This window comes from Proteus sp. G2300 (genome assembly GCF_009915965.1).
In the GTDB taxonomy this organism is placed as follows: Bacteria; Pseudomonadota; Gammaproteobacteria; order Enterobacterales; family Enterobacteriaceae; genus Proteus; species Proteus vulgaris.
In genome coordinates this window covers 24,816-43,194 of record NZ_JAABNK010000022.1, presented here as the reverse complement: position 1 = coordinate 43,194, position 18,379 = coordinate 24,816, and the positions used below count along the sequence as shown (strand labels likewise).

Here is an 18,379-nt window from a genome sequence, read left to right as displayed (position 1 = left end):
AGGACACCAAATTTTGGTGTCCTCACTGGTGTCCTGATAAAGAGAAAATACACTAAAATGGGTTATAATGCACGAAAATACACCAACCGATAAAACACTAGAAAACAAGCAAACACAGGGCGCTCAAGGGAATTACCCGTTGAACCGCTTCTCTGTTGCGCCGATGTTGGATTGGACTGATCGCCATTGTCGTTATTTCTTTCGTCAACTCAGCAAAAATACGTTGCTTTATACTGAAATGGTCACAACAGGTGCCATCATTCATGGCAAAGGCGATTACCTAAAGTACAGTGATGAAGAACACCCAGTTTCATTACAATTGGGCGGAAGCGATCCGCACGCTTTAGCACAATGCGCAAAATTAGCGCAAGAGCGTGGTTATGATGAAATCAACTTAAATGTGGGTTGTCCTTCAGATCGCGTACAAAATGGACGCTTTGGCGCTTGTTTAATGGGAGATGCACAACTCGTCGCAGATTGTGTAAAAGCCATGCGTGATGTAGTTGATATTCCGGTTACTGTAAAAACGCGGATTGGGATCGACGAACAAGATAGCTATGAATTTTTATGTGATTTTATTGATACTGTTAGCCGTGATAACAATTGCGATACCTTTATTATCCATGCACGTAAGGCATGGTTATCAGGTTTAAGCCCTAAAGAAAACCGTGAAGTTCCCCCTTTAGATTATCCTCGTGTTTATCAATTAAAACGTGATTTCTCGCATCTTACTATGGCTATTAATGGCGGTATTAAATCGCTAGAAGAGGCAAAAGAACACTTAAAATATATGGATGGTGTGATGGTTGGACGTGAAGCCTATCAAAACCCGTCTATTTTAGCGTATGTTGATCATGAACTCTTTGATAGTCGGTTACCGATTGCTGATACAGTCACCGCCGTAAAAGCAATGTATCCTTATATTGAAAAAGAGCTCTCTCAAGGGACTTATTTAGGCCATGTCACTCGTCATATGCTAGGAATTTTCCAGGGTATTCCAGGCGCAAGGCAATGGCGACGTCATTTAAGTGAAAATGCCCATAAGCAAGGCGCTGATTTATCTGTATTAGAAAATGCACTCAAATTTGTGACTGAAAAATAATTTCAAAACAAAAAACCAGCCATAATAGGCTGGTTTTTTTATTATTAAAGCAATGAGAAGAAACGATTATAATTTGCTACTAAATAAGCAATTTGAAATTCAAATGCTTCTTTAACTTCGCGTTTTCCGTCTTCTGTTCCTTCTTTCTTTTTTATATCAAAAAATGCATTTTGCATTAATTGAACTGAGACATCCATTGATTTTTGAAATGCAGATAAATTATTATTTTCACCAAATCGTTCAAATAACATCTCTATTTTTTCATCTGCAACATCGCGAATAAATTGTAATTCAACATTACTAACTTTATTATCTTCATAAATAAAATCAATAAAATCTTTCAATTCATCTTTTTGCATAAACATTCCCTATTTAATTAATAGAACCGTGGAAACGTAAATTAAAATAGATGAGAATAAAAATAAATCTAAAATAATTTAAAAGGTTTTTTTTTGACAATGAAGATAGATATCAATTATCTTTACGAATAATAAATAAATATTTAAAACCTGTTTAATTTATTTCAAACAGGTTTTGGTGTTGATTAACATTAATTAAGGAATAAGCAGGCTTGAGCCTTGAGACTGTCGACTTTCAAGATAACGATGTGCCTCTTTTGCATCAGCTAAAGCAAATTTTTGATTATCTGGCACACTAACATCAATTTTACCGCTTCCGATTAACGCAAATAGTGCTTCACTTGCAGCATCTAGCTCTTCGCGTGTTGTGATATAACCCGAAATGGATGGGCGCGTAACATATAAAGAACCTTTTTTGTTTAGAATGCCTAAATCAACACCTGTCACTGCACCCGACGCATTACCAAAACTCACCATTAAACCGCGGTGTTGTAAACAATCTAATGAGTCTAACCAAGTCGCTTTACCGACAGAATCATAAACAACCGGCACTTTTTGGTTATTAGTCAGCGCTAATACACGTTCCACAATCGACTCAGTTTGATAATTAATCACTTCCCATGCACCTGCGGCTTTTGCTTTAGCAACCTTTTCATCACTACCTGCTGTACCAATCATGTTTGCACCAATTGCTTTCGCCCATTGGCTTGCAATTAAACCAACGCCACCAGCAGCTGCGTGGAATAAGAAGGTTTCACCTGCTTGTAATTTATAGGTTTCATTGAAGAGATAATAAACCGTTAATCCTTTTAAGAAAGAGGCTGCGGCTTGTTCAAAAGAGATATTATCTGGCAGACGTGCCACTTTATTTTCTGGTACATTATGCGTATCGCTATAAGCCCCTAGCGGAGATTGCGCATACACAACTCTGTCCCCTTCTTTTAGTGAAGTCACTTTAGCGCCTGTTTTGATAATAATGCCCGCAGCTTCAGTGCCTAATCCACTAGGGAATTGGCTTACAGGGTATAGCCCACTACGTACATAAGTATCAATATAGTTAATACCAATTGCCTTGTTGGCAACCTGAACTTCGTGATCACCAAGAGGAGCCAGTGTAAATGTTGCTAGTTCGAGAACATCAGCACTGCCATGAGCTGCAAATTGAATGCGTTTAGCCATTGCTATCTCCTTTATAGGATGAGGGGTTAAATAAGCGAGCTCTAAAGACCTTTATAGATAATGACAAAGGATAGCTATTTCTACAAGGCACAGATAATTGGGTTAGCGTATACTAGAGCGTACTGATACTTTTTCGATTTTTATGCAGGATTTATGGCCAGAAATAAGACCACTGACAAGCTGATGTCTGATATCAAAGACCGACAAATGGAGGGATTAAAGCTACCTCCCCATTCGCTGGAAGCAGAGCAGTCCGTGTTAGGCGGTCTGATGATAGATAACGAACGTTGGGATAATGTTTCTGAACGTGTTACCGCAGAAGACTTTTATAGTCGACCTCATCGTACTATTTTCTCGCAAATGCAACGCTTACTGGAATTAGGTAAACCTATTGACCTGATTACATTATCCGAAGCATTAGAACAAAATGCCGAACTAGACAGCGTGGGGGGATTTGCTTACTTAGCTGAGCTTTCAAAAAATACGCCAAGTGCGGCGAACATTAACGCTTATGCGGATATCGTCCGAGAACGTGCGGTTGTTCGCGATATGATAAAAGTTGCCAACGAAATTGCAGATGCCGGTTTTGATCCTCAAGGACGCACCAGTGAAGATCTACTCGACTTTGCTGAATCAAGAGTATTCCAAATCGCTGAAACTCGAGCTAATAAAGACGAAGGCCCTAAAGCAATAGAAGCAATTTTAGAAGAAACTGTTGAAAAAATAGAACAGCTCTATCAAAAACCTCACGATGGTGTCACTGGGGTTTCAAGTGGTTATCAAGATCTTGATAAGAAAACCGCAGGATTACAGAAATCAGATTTAATTATTGTCGCGGCACGTCCTTCTATGGGTAAAACCACATTTGCCATGAACTTATGTGAAAATGCGGCAATGACAGAAGAAAAACCCGTACTTATCTTCAGCTTAGAGATGCCCGGTAACCAAATCATGATGCGTATGTTGGCATCATTATCTCGTGTCGATCAGACCAGAATTCGTACAGGCCAGCTTGATGATGAAGATTGGGCGCGTATTTCAAGCACCATGGGTATTTTACTTGAAAAACGCAATATGTATATCGATGACTCATCAGGTTTAACACCAACAGAAGTACGCTCTCGTGCTCGTCGAATTTATCGTGAACATGGCGGTTTAAGCCTTATCATGATTGACTACTTGCAGCTAATGAGAGTACCTTCATTATCTGAAAACAGAACACTAGAAATTGCTGAAATTTCTCGTTCTTTAAAAGCATTAGCTAAAGAATTACAAGTTCCTGTGGTTGCTCTATCACAGTTAAACCGTAGTTTGGAACAGCGTGCTGATAAACGCCCTGTTAACTCCGACTTACGTGAATCAGGCTCTATTGAGCAGGATGCTGACCTTATCATGTTTATTTACCGCGACGAGGTTTACCACGAAAGTAGCGATTTAAAAGGTGTTGCAGAAATTATCATCGGTAAACAACGTAACGGCCCAATTGGTACAGTAAGGCTTACCTTTAACGGTCAATGGTCACGCTTTGATAACTATGCTGGTCCTGCTTACGACGATGAATAATCACTAACCTTGACTTAATTAAAGGAAGTATTGAAATAATATGAAAGCGGCAACCGCAGTGATAGATCGCCGCGCTCTGCGTCACAATTTTCAGCATGTGAGAGACTATGCCCCACATAGCCACCTGATAGCTGTCGTGAAAGCAAACGCTTATGGTCATGGGTTATTAGAAACAGCATATACCTTAATGGATAATGCTGATTGTTTTGGTGTTGCACGTATTGGTGAAGCATTAACCTTACGAAGTGGGGGTATTGTCAAACCCATTCTCCTGCTAGAAGGCTTTTTTGATGTCGTTGATCTACCTATTTTAGTCGTCAACCATATTGAAACCGTTGTTCATAGCCAAGAACAATTAGAAGCATTAGAACAGGCTGACTTAGATGAACCCGTTAAAGTATGGATGAAAATCGATACGGGTATGCACCGTTTAGGAGTACGTCCTGAAGACGCGCAAGCCTTCTATTTACGGCTTTCCGCCTGCAAAAATGTACAACAACCTATCAATATTGTGAGCCATTTTAGTCGTGCTGATGAACCCGATGTTCCTGAGGCGACACAAAAACAAATCTCACTATTTCAAGATTTTATTCAAGATAAAGCCGGTGATAAGTCTATCGCAGCTTCTGCTGGTATTTTATTTTGGCCTCAAGTCCATTATCAGTGGGTTCGCCCCGGCATTATCACTTATGGTATCTCTCCTACTGGTGATGAAAGAACGGGAAAAGACTTTGGCTTAATTCCTGCAATGACGCTAAAAACAAGCCTGATCGCTGTTCGTAAGCATAAAGCCGGTGAGCCTGTTGGTTATGGTGGCACATGGGTAAGTGAAAAAGACACTTATCTTGGCGTTATCGCCATTGGTTATGGTGATGGTTATCCTCGCAGTGCACCTTCAGGTACTCCTGTGTGGATCAATGGTCGAAAAGTGCCTATTGTGGGTCGTGTTTCGATGGATATGATCAGCGTCGATTTAGGGACTGAACTGATTGATAGTGTTGGTGATGAAGCTATTTTATGGGGAGATGTGTTGCCCGTAGAAGAAATTGCCAAATATAGTGGTATTAGCGCCTATGAGTTGATTACTAAATTAACCTCGCGCGTCATCATGGAATACCTAGACGAACAATAATACACACGATATTGTATCCCTATGACACACTAAAAGTGATTGGAGAAGAAGCCGTGTTTCAACAGGTTGAAGCGTTTCCGGGAGATCCGATTCTCTCATTGATGGATGTTTATAACAAAGACCCACGTCAGGATAAAATTAATTTAAGCATTGGTCTTTATTATGACGAAGAAGGCAAGACCCCTATTTTAGGAACAGTTTCAGTTGCACGTCAGCAACTCAATGCCATGACACCCACCGCAACACTTTATTTACCAATGGAAGGGCTGGCGCCTTATCGTAGCGAAATTCAAGATCTCCTTTTCGGTGCAGATAATCCTCTAATTGCAGAAAAGAAAATTGCCACAATCCAAACACTAGGTGGATCAGGTGCATTAAAAGTGGGTGCTGATTTTCTGCATCGCTATTTCCCAAGATCAGAAGTGTGGATAAGTGATCCAACTTGGGATAATCATGGTTCTATTTTTGCTGGCTCAGGTTTCAAAGTGAATCACTACCCTTACTTTGATCCTGAAACCAAAGGCGTAAAATTTGAAGCTCTGTTAGATTGCTTTAAAAAACTACCCGAAAAAAGCATTGTATTAATGCACCCATGTTGCCACAACCCAACAGGTTCTGATCTGACTAAAGATCAATGGGATCAAGTCACTGAAGTATTAAAATCTCGCCAAGCCATTCCATTCTTAGATATTGCTTATCAGGGATTTGCCGAAAACATAGAGGATGATGCTTACGCTATTCGGACTATGGCAAAAGCAGGATTACCGATACTTATCAGTAACTCTTTTTCAAAAATATTTGGGATCTACGGTGAACGCGCAGGCGGATTATCCATTGTTTGTGATAATGCCACTGAATGCGAACATGTATTAGGTCAGCTAAAAGCGGGTGTACGCCGTATCTATTCAAGCCCTGCAAACTATGGTGCGCAAATTGTCAACAAAGTGCTGTCAGACCAAGTATTAACCGCACAATGGCAAAAAGAAGTAGCACATATGCGTGATCGCATTAAAGAGATGAGAGTCACTTTAGTGAATGCTTTAAAAGTAGCATTACCTGAAAAGAACTTTGATCACTTATTAACGCAACGTGGCATGTTTAGTTATACCGGTTTTACACAAGCACAAGTTGATAGATTGCGAGAAGAATTTGGTATTTACCTTGTTGGTACAGGCCGTGTTTGTATGGCTGGCGTCAATACAGGAAATGTTCAGCGCATAGCCCAAGCTTTCGCTGCTGTAAGTATTTAAGCCAATCAACGTGATTTCATGATAAAAATACCTGCCTATTCTCATAAGCAGGTATTTCTTTTTACTGCATCACAACATCACTGTCGCTTTAGGTTTTCGCCTTTTATATATTGACAGCTTGCTTCTTTTCCCCAACATTACGACGCGCTTTTTCTTCCATAATCTCAATAATTTGAATATCCGTATGTTGCATTGCACGACTAGCTAATGCACAGAGATTCGCTATTGAGCTATCGACATCGTCACTGACAATACCATCAGTACCCGCAACACTTTGATTTTGCATCGCCATTAATACGGCTTTATAAGCACTCGCTGCACTACTTGATACTTTCATTGCACAGCTATTCGATGCGCCATCACAGATAATGCCACTGATATCACCAATCATACTGTTGATAGACATACTCACTGTGGTGAAATCTTTTGTGAGCAACCATGCCATTCCTGCAGCGGCTCCCATTGAAGCTGTCGTTGCAGCACAAAGAGCAGAAAGGGGGGGAAAATGGCTATGAACATAAATCGCCATTAAGTGTGATAAAACTAACGCACGCAATAAAGTTTCATCATCAGCATGGATAAATTCAGCAACCACCATAACGGGTAATGTTGCAGCAATCCCTTGATTGCCTGAGCCTGAATTACTCATTGCAGGTAATACCGCCCCACCCATGCGAGCATCAGAAGCGGCTGATGCTCTGATCATGATTTCATTAAGTAAATCTTTACCTAACAACCCTTTCTCTTGTTGCAGAATTAATGTACGACCGATTGCTAATCCATAGGTGTTTTTTAGCCCTTCTTCTGATAATGCACCGTTTAAATAGGCTGCATTGAGCATAAACTCAATCTCACTCACTGGCACATTAAGTGCGAAGTTATAGATATCTTCGGCACACACATCAGTAAAAGGTTTTTCATCAGTACATTCACAGTTATTGGCAAATGCGTTTTTATCTTCCTCAAAAACAACGTCACCATTACATTCACAACGAACAACGTGTGTATGCTCTCTGGCGATACTGACAATGGCATAACCAGACTGGCCATACACTTTAGCTTCTGAATACAGGACATCTTCACAGGGGGCTTTTACTCCCACGGTGACACAACCGCCAGAAACCAGAGTTTTAGCTTGAGCGATTGCCTCAGCAGAGGCCTTTAGCAAGACCTCTAATCCAGCTTCTGGATCGCCACCCGTTGCACCCAATGCAGCTGCAATAGGAAGTCCAGCCATTCCCGTTCCTGGTACGGTTACGCCCATTCCGTTTTTCATTAAGTTTGGTGAAACCCAAGCTTCAACACGAACAACTGGCTCGCCTAAAAGTGCGGTAGCTTTAGCCGTAGCCAGTGCTAATGAAATTGGCTCTGTACAACCTACTGCAGGTTTAACACCTTCACGTAGCTGGCGAACAAACTGTGACCATAAATGAGAATTCTTGTTCTGGCTCATAATCTAACACCTTGGATTAATTTAGTTTTTAACAACAACGCCTAACTAGAACCGAAGTTGGCGACTATGAGAATGCCAAGAACGGAGAGACACAGAGCAGTAAACCGGTAAAGATAATCAAATAAAGTGATGCACCTTTGTATTTATGTAACATTGGTACTTTGTACACTAAGTAAGCTGGAATAAGACACCCCACCATACCGAAGATTGGGCTACAAATTGAAGTGAAGCTCAACACAGGTGCATTAAGGATGATGGCACCCCATGCGAGTAGCACCGCAAAAACCATGATGCCGTTTTGTACCCATTTTTGGTTGATTTTTTCAGTCGGGATATAACGTTGAAGAATATTCATCACAATCCCTTGTGTTGCTTCACGGAAACCTAGGTAAACACCAAAGAATGCAGTCATTACGGCAAAGATATTAAGCATAACGCTAACAACGGTTACCCAACCGCCAGGGAAGAATTTCGCCGCAATAGCTAATGCTGAAATATTTTGTTCGTAGGCTTTAACGGCTTCATCGTGGCCCATTGCTAGCGTGAATGAGATTGCATAGAAGAAAACTGTACAGAACAACACACCAAACGCGATGTTCATTGCACGTAATGCTTTATGGCGAGCGACTTCACGGTTTTTATTACGGCCACGGTAAGAGATAACCATCGGACTTAATGTTTGAATAAACAGAATTGAAGTCAGTGTAAAAGGTAAGGTGATAATGGCTTCTTTAATTAAACGCCCTACAGGTGGTAACGCGCCCACATTATGTAAATGCCACATACCTATCATTGATAAACCTAATGCAGCAACAACCAATAGTTTTGTCAGCACCATAAAGCTTGATACTTTAAACAATAATTGCTCACCACGAGAAGAGATAGCCACTAAAGCACAAATCAGGATCAAGCCATAGAATGGGTTTTCTGATAACAATCCTTCCGTCACACCAAAAGTTTGTAAATAAGAAGCACTGTCGTTAGTAATTGCCGTTGAATAAACAAACATCCAAATCACTAACATCACAAAGTAAAGCGCACCTAATAAAATACCCCAGTTCTTACCGAGATAGCCCGTAATAACACTTGGATAGTCTTTACATTCAGGAGATTCGGCCAACGTATTAATAAATAGACGTTGGAAAAGATACATCGCTGGATAACCAATAATTGAGGAGAGTAGGAACACCCATAATCCCATAAGACCTACCTGCACAGGTAAAAATACGATACCTGCACCGATAGCCATACCAATACTCATGATAACCCAGCCCACATCATTGCTGTCGAATTTAATAGCTGCGCGCCATTCTTGTTCAGTCATACCTGCGCGACGAGCGCCAGCACTAGTTGCGGGATAGCTTGTGGTCTCTGTTTTTGAGGAAGCCGTTTCCATATTAGTACTCACTTTTTATATTGTAATTGTTAATAGCAAAACGAATTTTGGGGGTAAAAAGATCTATCTAACGTCGCGATATCAAAATAACCTTACTCTTTGCAGGTGTTATTTATTATGGGTAAATGATAGGGAATATTACGGAGAAAAAAGTTGTTATAAATCGTGATAGCCTGAAATGATTTAGAAAAAAATTCCCCCTTAAGGAGAAAAGTAGGATTATCTGTTCAAAGAGCATAGTAAATAATAACCTCCTCTCAAATGCATCCTCAAAAAACAAATAACCAATTGATTTATAAAATAAAATATATATTGTTATACAATAATAGTTAAGTATAACAATTGAAACAAATCACCAAATAAACTGTGCTGTCTATCACGATAGACTATGATAATCCTTTCTATTTAGCTTTGTTATATCGTATTTGGTTAAATATGTGTTACAAAACAGCATGAATAACTATTTAATCTACTTTTTTATAAAAAAGTAGATTAATAAAATAAAAATACATAAAGAAGTGAACAGTGAAAAGAGAAGATGTTTTTCAATAGAATTAAATTCTATCATTTATAAGAGATTTACTTTTCTTGAAAAAAGCACCACAAACAACAAAGGCATTATTATTTGTGGCGCTTAGATTATAAGGGAATAAGTACTGTGATATTAATAACCACGCTCTAGAATTGGCTTTAAGAATCTTGCGGTATGTGAACCTTCAAATTCTGCAACTTGCTCAGGTGTACCCGACACCAAAATTTTTCCGCCTCCACTTCCACCTTCAGGACCGAGATCAACAATCCAATCTGCGGTTTTAATAACATCAAGATTATGCTCAATCACCACAATCGTATTACCTTGATCACGCAATTGGTGTAGAACGTCGAGTAGCAGTTCAATATCCGCGAAATGAAGCCCAGTTGTTGGTTCATCTAAAATATATAATGTCTGCCCAGTACCACGTTTTGATAGCTCTTTCGCTAACTTAACCCGTTGTGCCTCTCCCCCTGATAACGTTGTAGCAGATTGTCCTAAGCGAATATAAGACAGCCCAACATCAATCAATGTTTGTAGCTTACGAGCCAGAGCAGGAACAGCATCAAAAAATTCTCTTGCCTCTTCGATAGTCATATCCAAAGCTTCGTGAATATTTTTTCCCTTGTATTTAATTTCAAGGGTTTCACGGTTATAGCGCTGACCTTTACATTGATCACAAGGAACATACACATCCGGTAAGAAGTGCATTTCAACTTTTATAACACCATCACCTTGGCAAGCTTCACAGCGTCCACCTTTTACGTTGAAACTAAAACGACCTGGCGTATAACCACGAGTACGAGATTCAGGAACCCCTGCAAACAACTCACGAATAGGTGTAAAGACACCAGTATAGGTTGCTGGATTTGAACGAGGAGTACGACCTATTGGGCTTTGGTTAATATCAATAACTTTATCGAAATGTTCTAAACCTTCAACATCTAAATAAGGTGCAGGTACGATAGTTGTAGCCCCATTTAATTGACGTTGCGCAATAGGGAATAACGTATCATTGATAAGCGTTGATTTACCAGAGCCTGACACCCCTGTAATACAGGTAAATAAACCGACAGGTAATTTTAGATTTACATTTTTTAAGTTATTACCTTTGGCACCTAAAATCGTCAGCATTTTTTCCCGCTCAACAGGAACTCGTTTATCTGGGATCGCTATACGGCGCTCACCACTTAAGAACTTACCGGTTAATGAATTCGGATTATTGATGATATCTTCAAGTGTCCCCTGAGCAACAATTTCACCGCCGTGAACACCCGCACCTGGGCCAATATCAATAATATGATCAGCAGAACGGATAGCATCTTCATCATGCTCAACAACGATCACGGTATTACCTAAGTTACGTAAGTGGATCAATGTTTCAAGCAAACGATCATTATCTCGCTGGTGTAACCCTATTGAGGGTTCATCTAATACATACATAACACCGACTAACCCAGCACCAATTTGGCTTGCCAAACGAATACGCTGTGCTTCACCACCAGATAATGTTTCAGCTGAACGCGAAAGCGTGAGATAGTTTAAACCAACATTGACTAAAAACTTCAATCGATCACTAATCTCTTTTAAGACTTTTTCTGCAATCTTTGCACGTTGACCGCTAAGCTTTAGATTTTGGAAAAAGGTCATCGCATGGCCAATGCTGTAATCTGCTATTTCAGGCAACGTCGTATTTTCAACATACACATGACGAGCTTCACGGCGTAAACGTGTACCACCACAAGAAGCACAAGAGCGATTACTAATATACTTAGAAAGCTCTTCACGCACTGCGCTTGATTCTGTCTCGCGATAACGGCGTTCCATATTATTTAATACACCTTCAAAAGGATGATGACGAACAACAACATCACCTCTATCGTTAGTGTATTTAAACTCAATATTCTCTTTACCAGACCCCGACAAAATTATTTTTTGAATATTATCAGACAAAGAATCAAAGGGCGCTTCAACATCAAAATGATAATGTTCACCTAATGAGCGCAACATTTGGAAATAGTAGAAATTACGGCGATCCCACCCTTTTATTGCACCGCCAGCAAGAGAGATCTCACGATTTTGGATCACTAAATCAGGATCAAAAAATTGCTGAACGCCTAAACCATCACAAGTAGGACAAGCCCCGGCCGGGTTATTAAAAGAGAATAAACGAGGTTCTAATTCGCTCATACTGTAACCACAAACAGGACAGGCAAAATTGGCAGAAAAAATAATATCTTCTGCATTGTTATCATCCATATCAGAGATAACCGCTGTACCGCCTGAAAGCGCTAATGCAGTTTCAAAAGATTCCGCTAAACGTTGAGCAAGATCATCACGCACTTTAAAGCGGTCAATCACCACTTCAATGGTATGTTTTTTCTGTAATTCTAAGGTCGGCGGATCAGAAAGATCACACACTTCACCATCAATACGAGCACGAATATAGCCTTGAGCTGAAAGATTATTCAGTAACTTAATGTGTTCACCTTTACGCTCTTTCACCACGGGTGCTAACAGCATTAAGCGCTTACCTTCAGGCTGCCCAAGAACATTATCGACCATTTGGCTGACCGTTTGTGCCGCTAATGGAATATCATGATCAGGACAACGAGGCTCACCAACACGTGCAAATAAAAGACGTAGGTAATCGTGTATTTCAGTAATCGTTCCCACTGTTGAACGTGGGTTATGTGACGTAGATTTCTGTTCAATCGAAATAGCGGGAGACAAACCTTCAATGTGATCAACATCAGGTTTTTCCATTAACGAAAGAAACTGACGAGCATAAGCAGAAAGCGATTCAACATAACGTCGTTGCCCTTCCGCATAAAGCGTATCAAAGGCTAAAGAGGATTTACCTGAGCCAGAAAGTCCCGTAATAACAATAAGTTTATCGCGGGGAATGACCAAATTGATATTTTTTAGATTATGGGTGCGAGCGCCCCGTACTTCGATTTTATCCATGAATATATCCCGGATTGAGAGAGTCGCCGAAAAAGAAATAATCGGATAATTATGACACAAAGTTAACTGAATGGATATACAGTATATATAGTGAAATTGAATGATGATGTAAATCCGTCATTATGAGACAGAAAAATGTCGACAATGTTCACAATTGAGAAATTCATTACTCGTCATATTCAAATTTTAGCGTACGTGATAAACTTATTCGCTTATGATTTCAAAAAATTTACTTTCGCAGGAGTACCTCACATGGCGAGCAGAGGCGTAAACAAAGTTATTCTTATCGGTAATTTAGGGCAGGATCCGGAAATCCGTTATATGCCAAGTGGTGGTGCAGTTGCTAACCTAACACTGGCAACATCAGAAAGCTGGCGCGATAAACAAACCGGTGAAATGAAAGAAAAAACCGAGTGGCACCGTGTGGTAATTTTCGGAAAATTAGCGGAAATTGCAGGCGAATATCTGCGTAAAGGTTCACAAGTGTATATCGAAGGTCAATTACAAACACGTAAATGGCAAGATCAAAGCGGCCAAGACAGATATAGCACTGAAGTTGTCGTTAACATCGGCGGCACAATGCAGATGTTAGGTGGCCGTGGTGGTCAAGATAATGCACCTTCACAAGGTGGTCAAGGCGGTTGGGGTCAACCACAACAGCCACAAGCATCACAACAATTTAGCGGTGGCGCACAATCTCGCCCAGCACAACAACCCGCAGCAACGCCAGCGCCAAGCAATGAACCACCAATGGATTTTGATGACGATATTCCGTTCTAAGATTGCTTAATCTTAAAACCTTTAAAAAATTAACCCAGCTTAGGCTGGGTTTTTTGTTGCTTATCGTCACTACATATCATCCTCTAAAATAGCGTTACAAGATGAAAATTTTTCAATTCAGATACAAAACATCGTTGTTTCCATCAGCATCTTCTTTTAAAAGAAAATTAAGAGCCGAGGTTATTTTCACAAAACCCCACTTTACACAAAGGTTTGCTCTTGAAAAATATGATAGGATTTGGATCATTAACAACGTCTGAGAGCATCTGATCCCCATGAATGAAGAGAAATTGCTCGCTCAGGCAGAAAAGCTCTGCCAGAAACGAGGTGTTCGCCTGACTTCACAACGTCTGGCAGTATTGCGTCTGATAATGCAGCAACCTTCTGCTATCAGCGCATACGACTTATTGGATTTATTACGCCAAGTTGAACCACAAGCAAAGCCACCCACGGTATATCGCGGGCTAGAATTTTTACTTGAGCAAGGATTTATCCATAAAATAGAATCCACCAACAGTTATGTGCTTTGTCATCATTTTGATGATGTTGAACATACGTCAGTAATGCTAATTTGTGACCGTTGTTTATCTGTCACTGAAAAGAACAGCCATAAAATTGAAGATGCGATTTCATTACTGGCAAAAGAGAGTGGATTTCATCTGCGCCACAGCGTAATAGAAATTCATGGGTTATGTTCACAGTGCCATGAAGCACAAGAGTGTACACACCCTGAAGGTTGTCATCATGATCACAGTATGGATGATAATCTAAAGCAGAAAAAAACCGGCGACTATAAGCCTCGTTGATTGCATTACTGCTAGAAATTCTACAAATGAAAAATGCAGATGATTTTGTGGTTTTACCCATCATCTGCATCTTTATAAAATAAGTTGTGTTGACTTATTTTGGTACAAATTACAACCATTCACCGTTACGAATAACCCCTACTGCTAAACCTTCAACAGTAAAGTTTTGCTCGCGTAAATCGACGATAATAGGTGAAAATTCTGGATTTTCTGCATGAAGCTCAATTTTATTACCGCTTTTCTTAAAGCGTTTTACGGTCACTTCATCTTCAATACGTGCCACAATCACTTGCCCGTTATGAACATCTTGCGTTTTATGTACAGCAAGTAAATCGCCATCCATAATACCGATATCTTTCATCGACATACCATTAACGCGCAATAAAAAATCTGCGCTTGGTTTAAATAGCATTGGGTCAACTTGATAATGGCTTTCAATATGTTCTTGCGCTAACAATGGTTCACCAGCAGCGACTCGCCCAATTAATGGCAATCCTTCTGGCTCTTCTTCCATTAGCAAACGGATACCTCTAGATGCACCAGAGATAATTTCTATCACACCTTTACGAGCAAGCGCCTTTAAGTGCTCTTCTGCCGCATTTGGTGAGCGAAACCCAAGTTGGGAAGCTATTTCAGCCCGTGTTGGTGGCATACCCGTTTGCGAAATGTGATCACGAACCAAATCGTAAACCTGCTGCTGCCTTGCAGTTAATGCTTTCATTCCGCCCCCTGTTTGTTTATACAGTCAGACTGTGAGTATATACAGGTATATGACGATTTGAAACCTTAAATGAATATAAAATACGCATCTTTGGATTATTCTTCGACAAAAATAGAATTTTTTAACTTTATGCGAAGAAATGTCCCCAAAGAATGGTTACCCAAATAAATAATCCCAATATAATAGCAATAAGAACGGCGGCAGAACCCATATCTTTTGCACGTCCTGATAATTCGTGGTATTCAGATCCAATTCGATCGACAACTGCTTCTATGGCACTATTTACCAGTTCCAAAATTACAACCAATACAACGGAACCAACGAGTAAAATGCGCTCTAGACCACTGACATCAATGAAAAATGAAAGGATAATTGCAACCAAGGTCACAATGACTTCTTGTCTAAAAGCGGCTTCATTTATCCAAGCAGCACGAATGCCTTTGCATGAATAGCCACCAGCTTTGATGATTCGGGTAAGACCTTTATTTTGATTAGTCATAATAAACTCTATCGAAAACAAACGATTATTTTGCCACTTTTCTCTATTAATATTGTCACAGCACCACAGATCTACGAAAGACTTTCTGTTATGCTTTCGAAGTATTGCTAATAAGAGGCTACAACTATTTATGTCAGCTTGGCGTAAACTATATTATAACACATTGAATTTACCACTAAAATTACTGGTAAAAAGTAAACGAGTTCCGACTGATCCTATCACTGAATTAGGGTTGGATTCGTCGCGATCTTTTCTTTATGTGCTGCCTTATCATTCAAAGGCAGACTTACTAACATTAAGACAGCAATGTTTATCTTTAGGATTACCTGATCCACTGAAACCCATTGAGATAAGTGGAACGAAGCTCCCTGCGTATGTCTTTATTGATGACGGCCCAAGAGTATTCCGTTACTACTCACCTGATCCTCGTAAAGATTCCGTGAAAACATTCCACGCTTATCTTGATGCACATCGTAATAATCCGCATCTTGATATCGAAATGTTGCCTGTTTCTGTAATGTTTGGTCGCTCGCCTGGCCGTGAAGGCCACAATGGCGTCCCGCATTTACGTGTGCTTAACGGTATCCAAAAATTTATCGCGATCCTTTGGCTGGGGCGTGACAGTTTTGTTCGTTTTTCACCCACTGTATCAATGCGTGAAATGGCGAACGAACACGGAACTGACACCAGTATAGCGCGAAAGCTTGCCCGCGTTGCGCGTATTCATTTTTCTCGCCAGCGTTTAGCGGCCGTTGGTCCGAAATTACCAGCACGCCAAGATCTCTTCAATAAATTGCTTTCATCAAAAGCCATTGAAAAAGCCATTGAAGATGAATCAAAAGCGAAAAAAATCTCTCTCGATAAAGCACGTAAAAATGCCACTGATATCATGGAAGAAATTGCTGCTAACTTCTCGTATGAAGCAGTGCGTATTAGTGATCGCGTACTAAGTTGGACATGGAATAAGCTCTATCAAGGTATCAACGTTTATAATGCCGAACGCGTACGCAAACTCGCACAAGATGGACATGAGATTGTTTATGTACCTTGTCACCGTAGCCACATGGACTACTTACTGCTTTCTTATGTGCTTTATCATCAAGGCTTGGTTCCCCCACATATCGCAGCGGGTATTAACCTTAATTTCTGGCCAGCAGGCCCGATATTCCGCCGTTTAGGGGCTTTCTTTATACGAAGAACCTTTAAAGGTAATAAGCTGTACTCCACTATTTTCCGTGAATATTTAGGTGAGCTATTTACACGTGGCTACTCTATTGAATATTTTGTTGAGGGTGGACGTTCGCGTACAGGTCGATTGTTAGATCCTAAAACAGGAACACTTTCAATGACAGTACAAGCAATGTTACGTGGTGAAACTCGCCCAATCTCTGTTGTACCAATTTACATTGGATATGAACACGTTATGGAAGTGGCGACGTATGCCAAAGAGTTACGTGGTGCAACAAAAGAGAAAGAAGGCTTTATGCAGATGATAAGAGGATTACGTAAATTACGTAACCTTGGTCAAGGCTACGTTAACTTTGGTGAGCCTATCTCTGTTGCACAATACCTAAATCAGGCGGTTCCACAGTGGCGTGATGATATTGATCCCATTGAGCCTCAGCGCCCAAGCTGGTTAAACCCAGCAGTAAGCGCACTGGCTGACAATATTATGGTTCATATCAATAATGCAGCCTCAATTAATGCGATTAACTTGGTATCAACGGCACTGTTAGCATCACGTCAGCGAGCACTTACAAGAGAACAGCTGTTAGAGCAAGTCAATTGTTATCTGCAATTATTACGCAATGTACCTTATTCTGCAGACATGATTGTGTCTAATAAAAGCGCCGAGGCGTTATTAGAACACGCTCTGCAATCAGATAAATTCCAAGTCGAAAAAGACAGTCTGGGTGATATTGTGGTACTTCCTCGTGAAAGTGCGGTATTAATGACGTATTACCGTAATAACACGATCCACTTAATGGTCACACCATCATTAATTGCCAGTATCATCTTGCATCATGAAAAAATTCATCGTGATGATTTAATGAAACAGGTTGAATTAATCTTCCCTCTGATTAAAGCAGAATTGTTTATTCGCTATGAGAAAGAAGAATTGCCTGAAGTCATTAATACCTTGATTGCAGAATTGTGTCGCCAGCGTCTAATTTTTTGTGATAGTGATGGTTTACTACGTATTAATCCAGCACGTATTCGCCCATTGCAACTTTTAGCAGCCAGCGTCAGAGAAACATTACAACGTTATGGCATTACACTATCTTTACTCAATTTTGCCCCAGAAATTAGTCGGGCATTACTGGAAAAAGAGAGTCGTATCCTAGCGCAACGTCTTTCTGTCTTGCATGGTATCAACGCACCTGAATTCTTTGATAAAGCGGTTTTCTCCACCTTAGTTTCAACACTGCGTGAAGAAGGCTATCTCAATGATAACGAAGATATTCTAAAAGCAGATGCATCTGCTCTTTACCAAGTGATTGCTAAATTGATGTCACCAGAGATCCGCTTAACTATTGAGAGTGTTGGTGTCACTGAAGATAACAATTCAGCACAGATAATTGATGAAAAAAGTGAACCTAAAGCTAATAAATAATCAGTCATAACGTTATGACTTGTTAT

General features: G+C 40.2%; 14 protein-coding genes. 7 read left to right on the top strand and 7 right to left on the bottom strand.

The features are described 5' to 3' along the window. Positions 1–67 precede the first annotated feature (67 nt). Positions 68–1,102, top strand: coding sequence for a tRNA dihydrouridine(20/20a) synthase DusA (gene dusA / locus GWI97_RS10555; RefSeq protein WP_161751949.1), 1,035 nt, complete (start codon positions 68–70; stop codon positions 1,100–1,102). A 44-nt stretch (positions 1,103–1,146) separates the two neighbouring features. On the opposite strand, the gene GWI97_RS10550 is transcribed toward dusA, so the two are convergent. After that, on the bottom strand, positions 1,147–1,461 hold the full coding sequence (locus GWI97_RS10550) for a hypothetical protein (RefSeq protein WP_036934560.1): 315 nt from the start codon (positions 1,459–1,461) through the stop codon (positions 1,147–1,149). A gap of 195 nt (positions 1,462–1,656) precedes the next feature. Continuing rightward, entirely contained in the window at positions 1,657–2,640 is a 984-nt protein-coding gene (locus GWI97_RS10545) for an NADPH:quinone reductase (RefSeq protein ID WP_036934563.1), read from the bottom strand. Between the two features lie 153 nt (positions 2,641–2,793). Between GWI97_RS10545 and dnaB the strand changes: the two genes are divergently transcribed. Genes dnaB through GWI97_RS10530 form a run of 3 tightly spaced genes read left to right on the top strand, consistent with a single transcriptional unit; the run spans position 2,794 to position 6,585 of the window. Beyond that, complete coding sequence (gene dnaB / locus GWI97_RS10540) at positions 2,794–4,203, top strand: replicative DNA helicase (RefSeq protein ID WP_036934568.1); 1,410 nt, start codon at positions 2,794–2,796, stop codon at positions 4,201–4,203. Positions 4,204–4,243: 40 nt separating this feature from the next. Further along, positions 4,244–5,335: an alanine racemase gene (gene alr, locus GWI97_RS10535; RefSeq protein WP_036934569.1), complete on the top strand. Its 1,092-nt coding sequence runs from the start codon at positions 4,244–4,246 to the stop codon at positions 5,333–5,335. 53 nt (positions 5,336–5,388) lie between these two features. Continuing rightward, positions 5,389–6,585: an aromatic amino acid transaminase gene (locus tag GWI97_RS10530; protein ID WP_161751948.1), complete on the top strand. Its 1,197-nt coding sequence runs from the start codon at positions 5,389–5,391 to the stop codon at positions 6,583–6,585. A gap of 103 nt (positions 6,586–6,688) precedes the next feature. On the opposite strand, the gene GWI97_RS10525 is transcribed toward GWI97_RS10530, so the two are convergent. The 3 genes from GWI97_RS10525 to uvrA all read right to left on the bottom strand — a co-directional run bounded on the left by GWI97_RS10525 (position 6,689) and on the right by uvrA (position 12,933). Beyond that, positions 6,689–8,038: an L-cysteine desulfidase family protein gene (locus tag GWI97_RS10525; protein WP_103005140.1), complete on the bottom strand. Its 1,350-nt coding sequence runs from the start codon at positions 8,036–8,038 to the stop codon at positions 6,689–6,691. 64 nt (positions 8,039–8,102) lie between these two features. Further along, positions 8,103–9,434, bottom strand: coding sequence for an amino acid permease (locus GWI97_RS10520; protein WP_036934573.1), 1,332 nt, complete (start codon positions 9,432–9,434; stop codon positions 8,103–8,105). A gap of 664 nt (positions 9,435–10,098) precedes the next feature. Beyond that, on the bottom strand, positions 10,099–12,933 hold the full coding sequence (gene uvrA / locus GWI97_RS10515; protein WP_161709959.1) for an excinuclease ABC subunit UvrA: 2,835 nt from the start codon (positions 12,931–12,933) through the stop codon (positions 10,099–10,101). Positions 12,934–13,185: 252 nt separating this feature from the next. Here uvrA and ssb1 point away from each other — a divergent pair, with 252 nt between their 5' ends. Continuing rightward, positions 13,186–13,713, top strand: a complete 528-nt coding sequence (ssb1, locus tag GWI97_RS10510) for a single-stranded DNA-binding protein SSB1 (protein WP_036934577.1) — start codon at positions 13,186–13,188, stop codon at positions 13,711–13,713. 275 nt (positions 13,714–13,988) lie between these two features. Further along, complete coding sequence (zur, locus tag GWI97_RS10505; RefSeq protein ID WP_036934579.1) at positions 13,989–14,519, top strand: zinc uptake transcriptional repressor Zur; 531 nt, start codon at positions 13,989–13,991, stop codon at positions 14,517–14,519. 109 nt (positions 14,520–14,628) lie between these two features. On the opposite strand, the gene lexA is transcribed toward zur, so the two are convergent. Both lexA and GWI97_RS10495 read right to left on the bottom strand, forming a co-directional pair. Further along, the gene (lexA, locus tag GWI97_RS10500) at positions 14,629–15,240 is read right to left on the bottom strand and encodes a transcriptional repressor LexA (RefSeq protein ID WP_036934582.1); all 612 of its coding nucleotides are present in this window, start codon (positions 15,238–15,240) and stop codon (positions 14,629–14,631) included. A 127-nt stretch (positions 15,241–15,367) separates the two neighbouring features. Beyond that, a complete protein-coding gene (locus tag GWI97_RS10495; protein WP_036934584.1) occupies positions 15,368–15,739 on the bottom strand; it encodes a diacylglycerol kinase in 372 nt (123 codons plus the stop codon). A 130-nt stretch (positions 15,740–15,869) separates the two neighbouring features. Between GWI97_RS10495 and plsB the strand changes: the two genes are divergently transcribed. Next, a complete protein-coding gene (gene plsB / locus GWI97_RS10490) occupies positions 15,870–18,353 on the top strand; it encodes a glycerol-3-phosphate 1-O-acyltransferase PlsB (RefSeq protein ID WP_036934586.1) in 2,484 nt (827 codons plus the stop codon). Positions 18,354–18,379 lie beyond the last annotated feature (26 nt).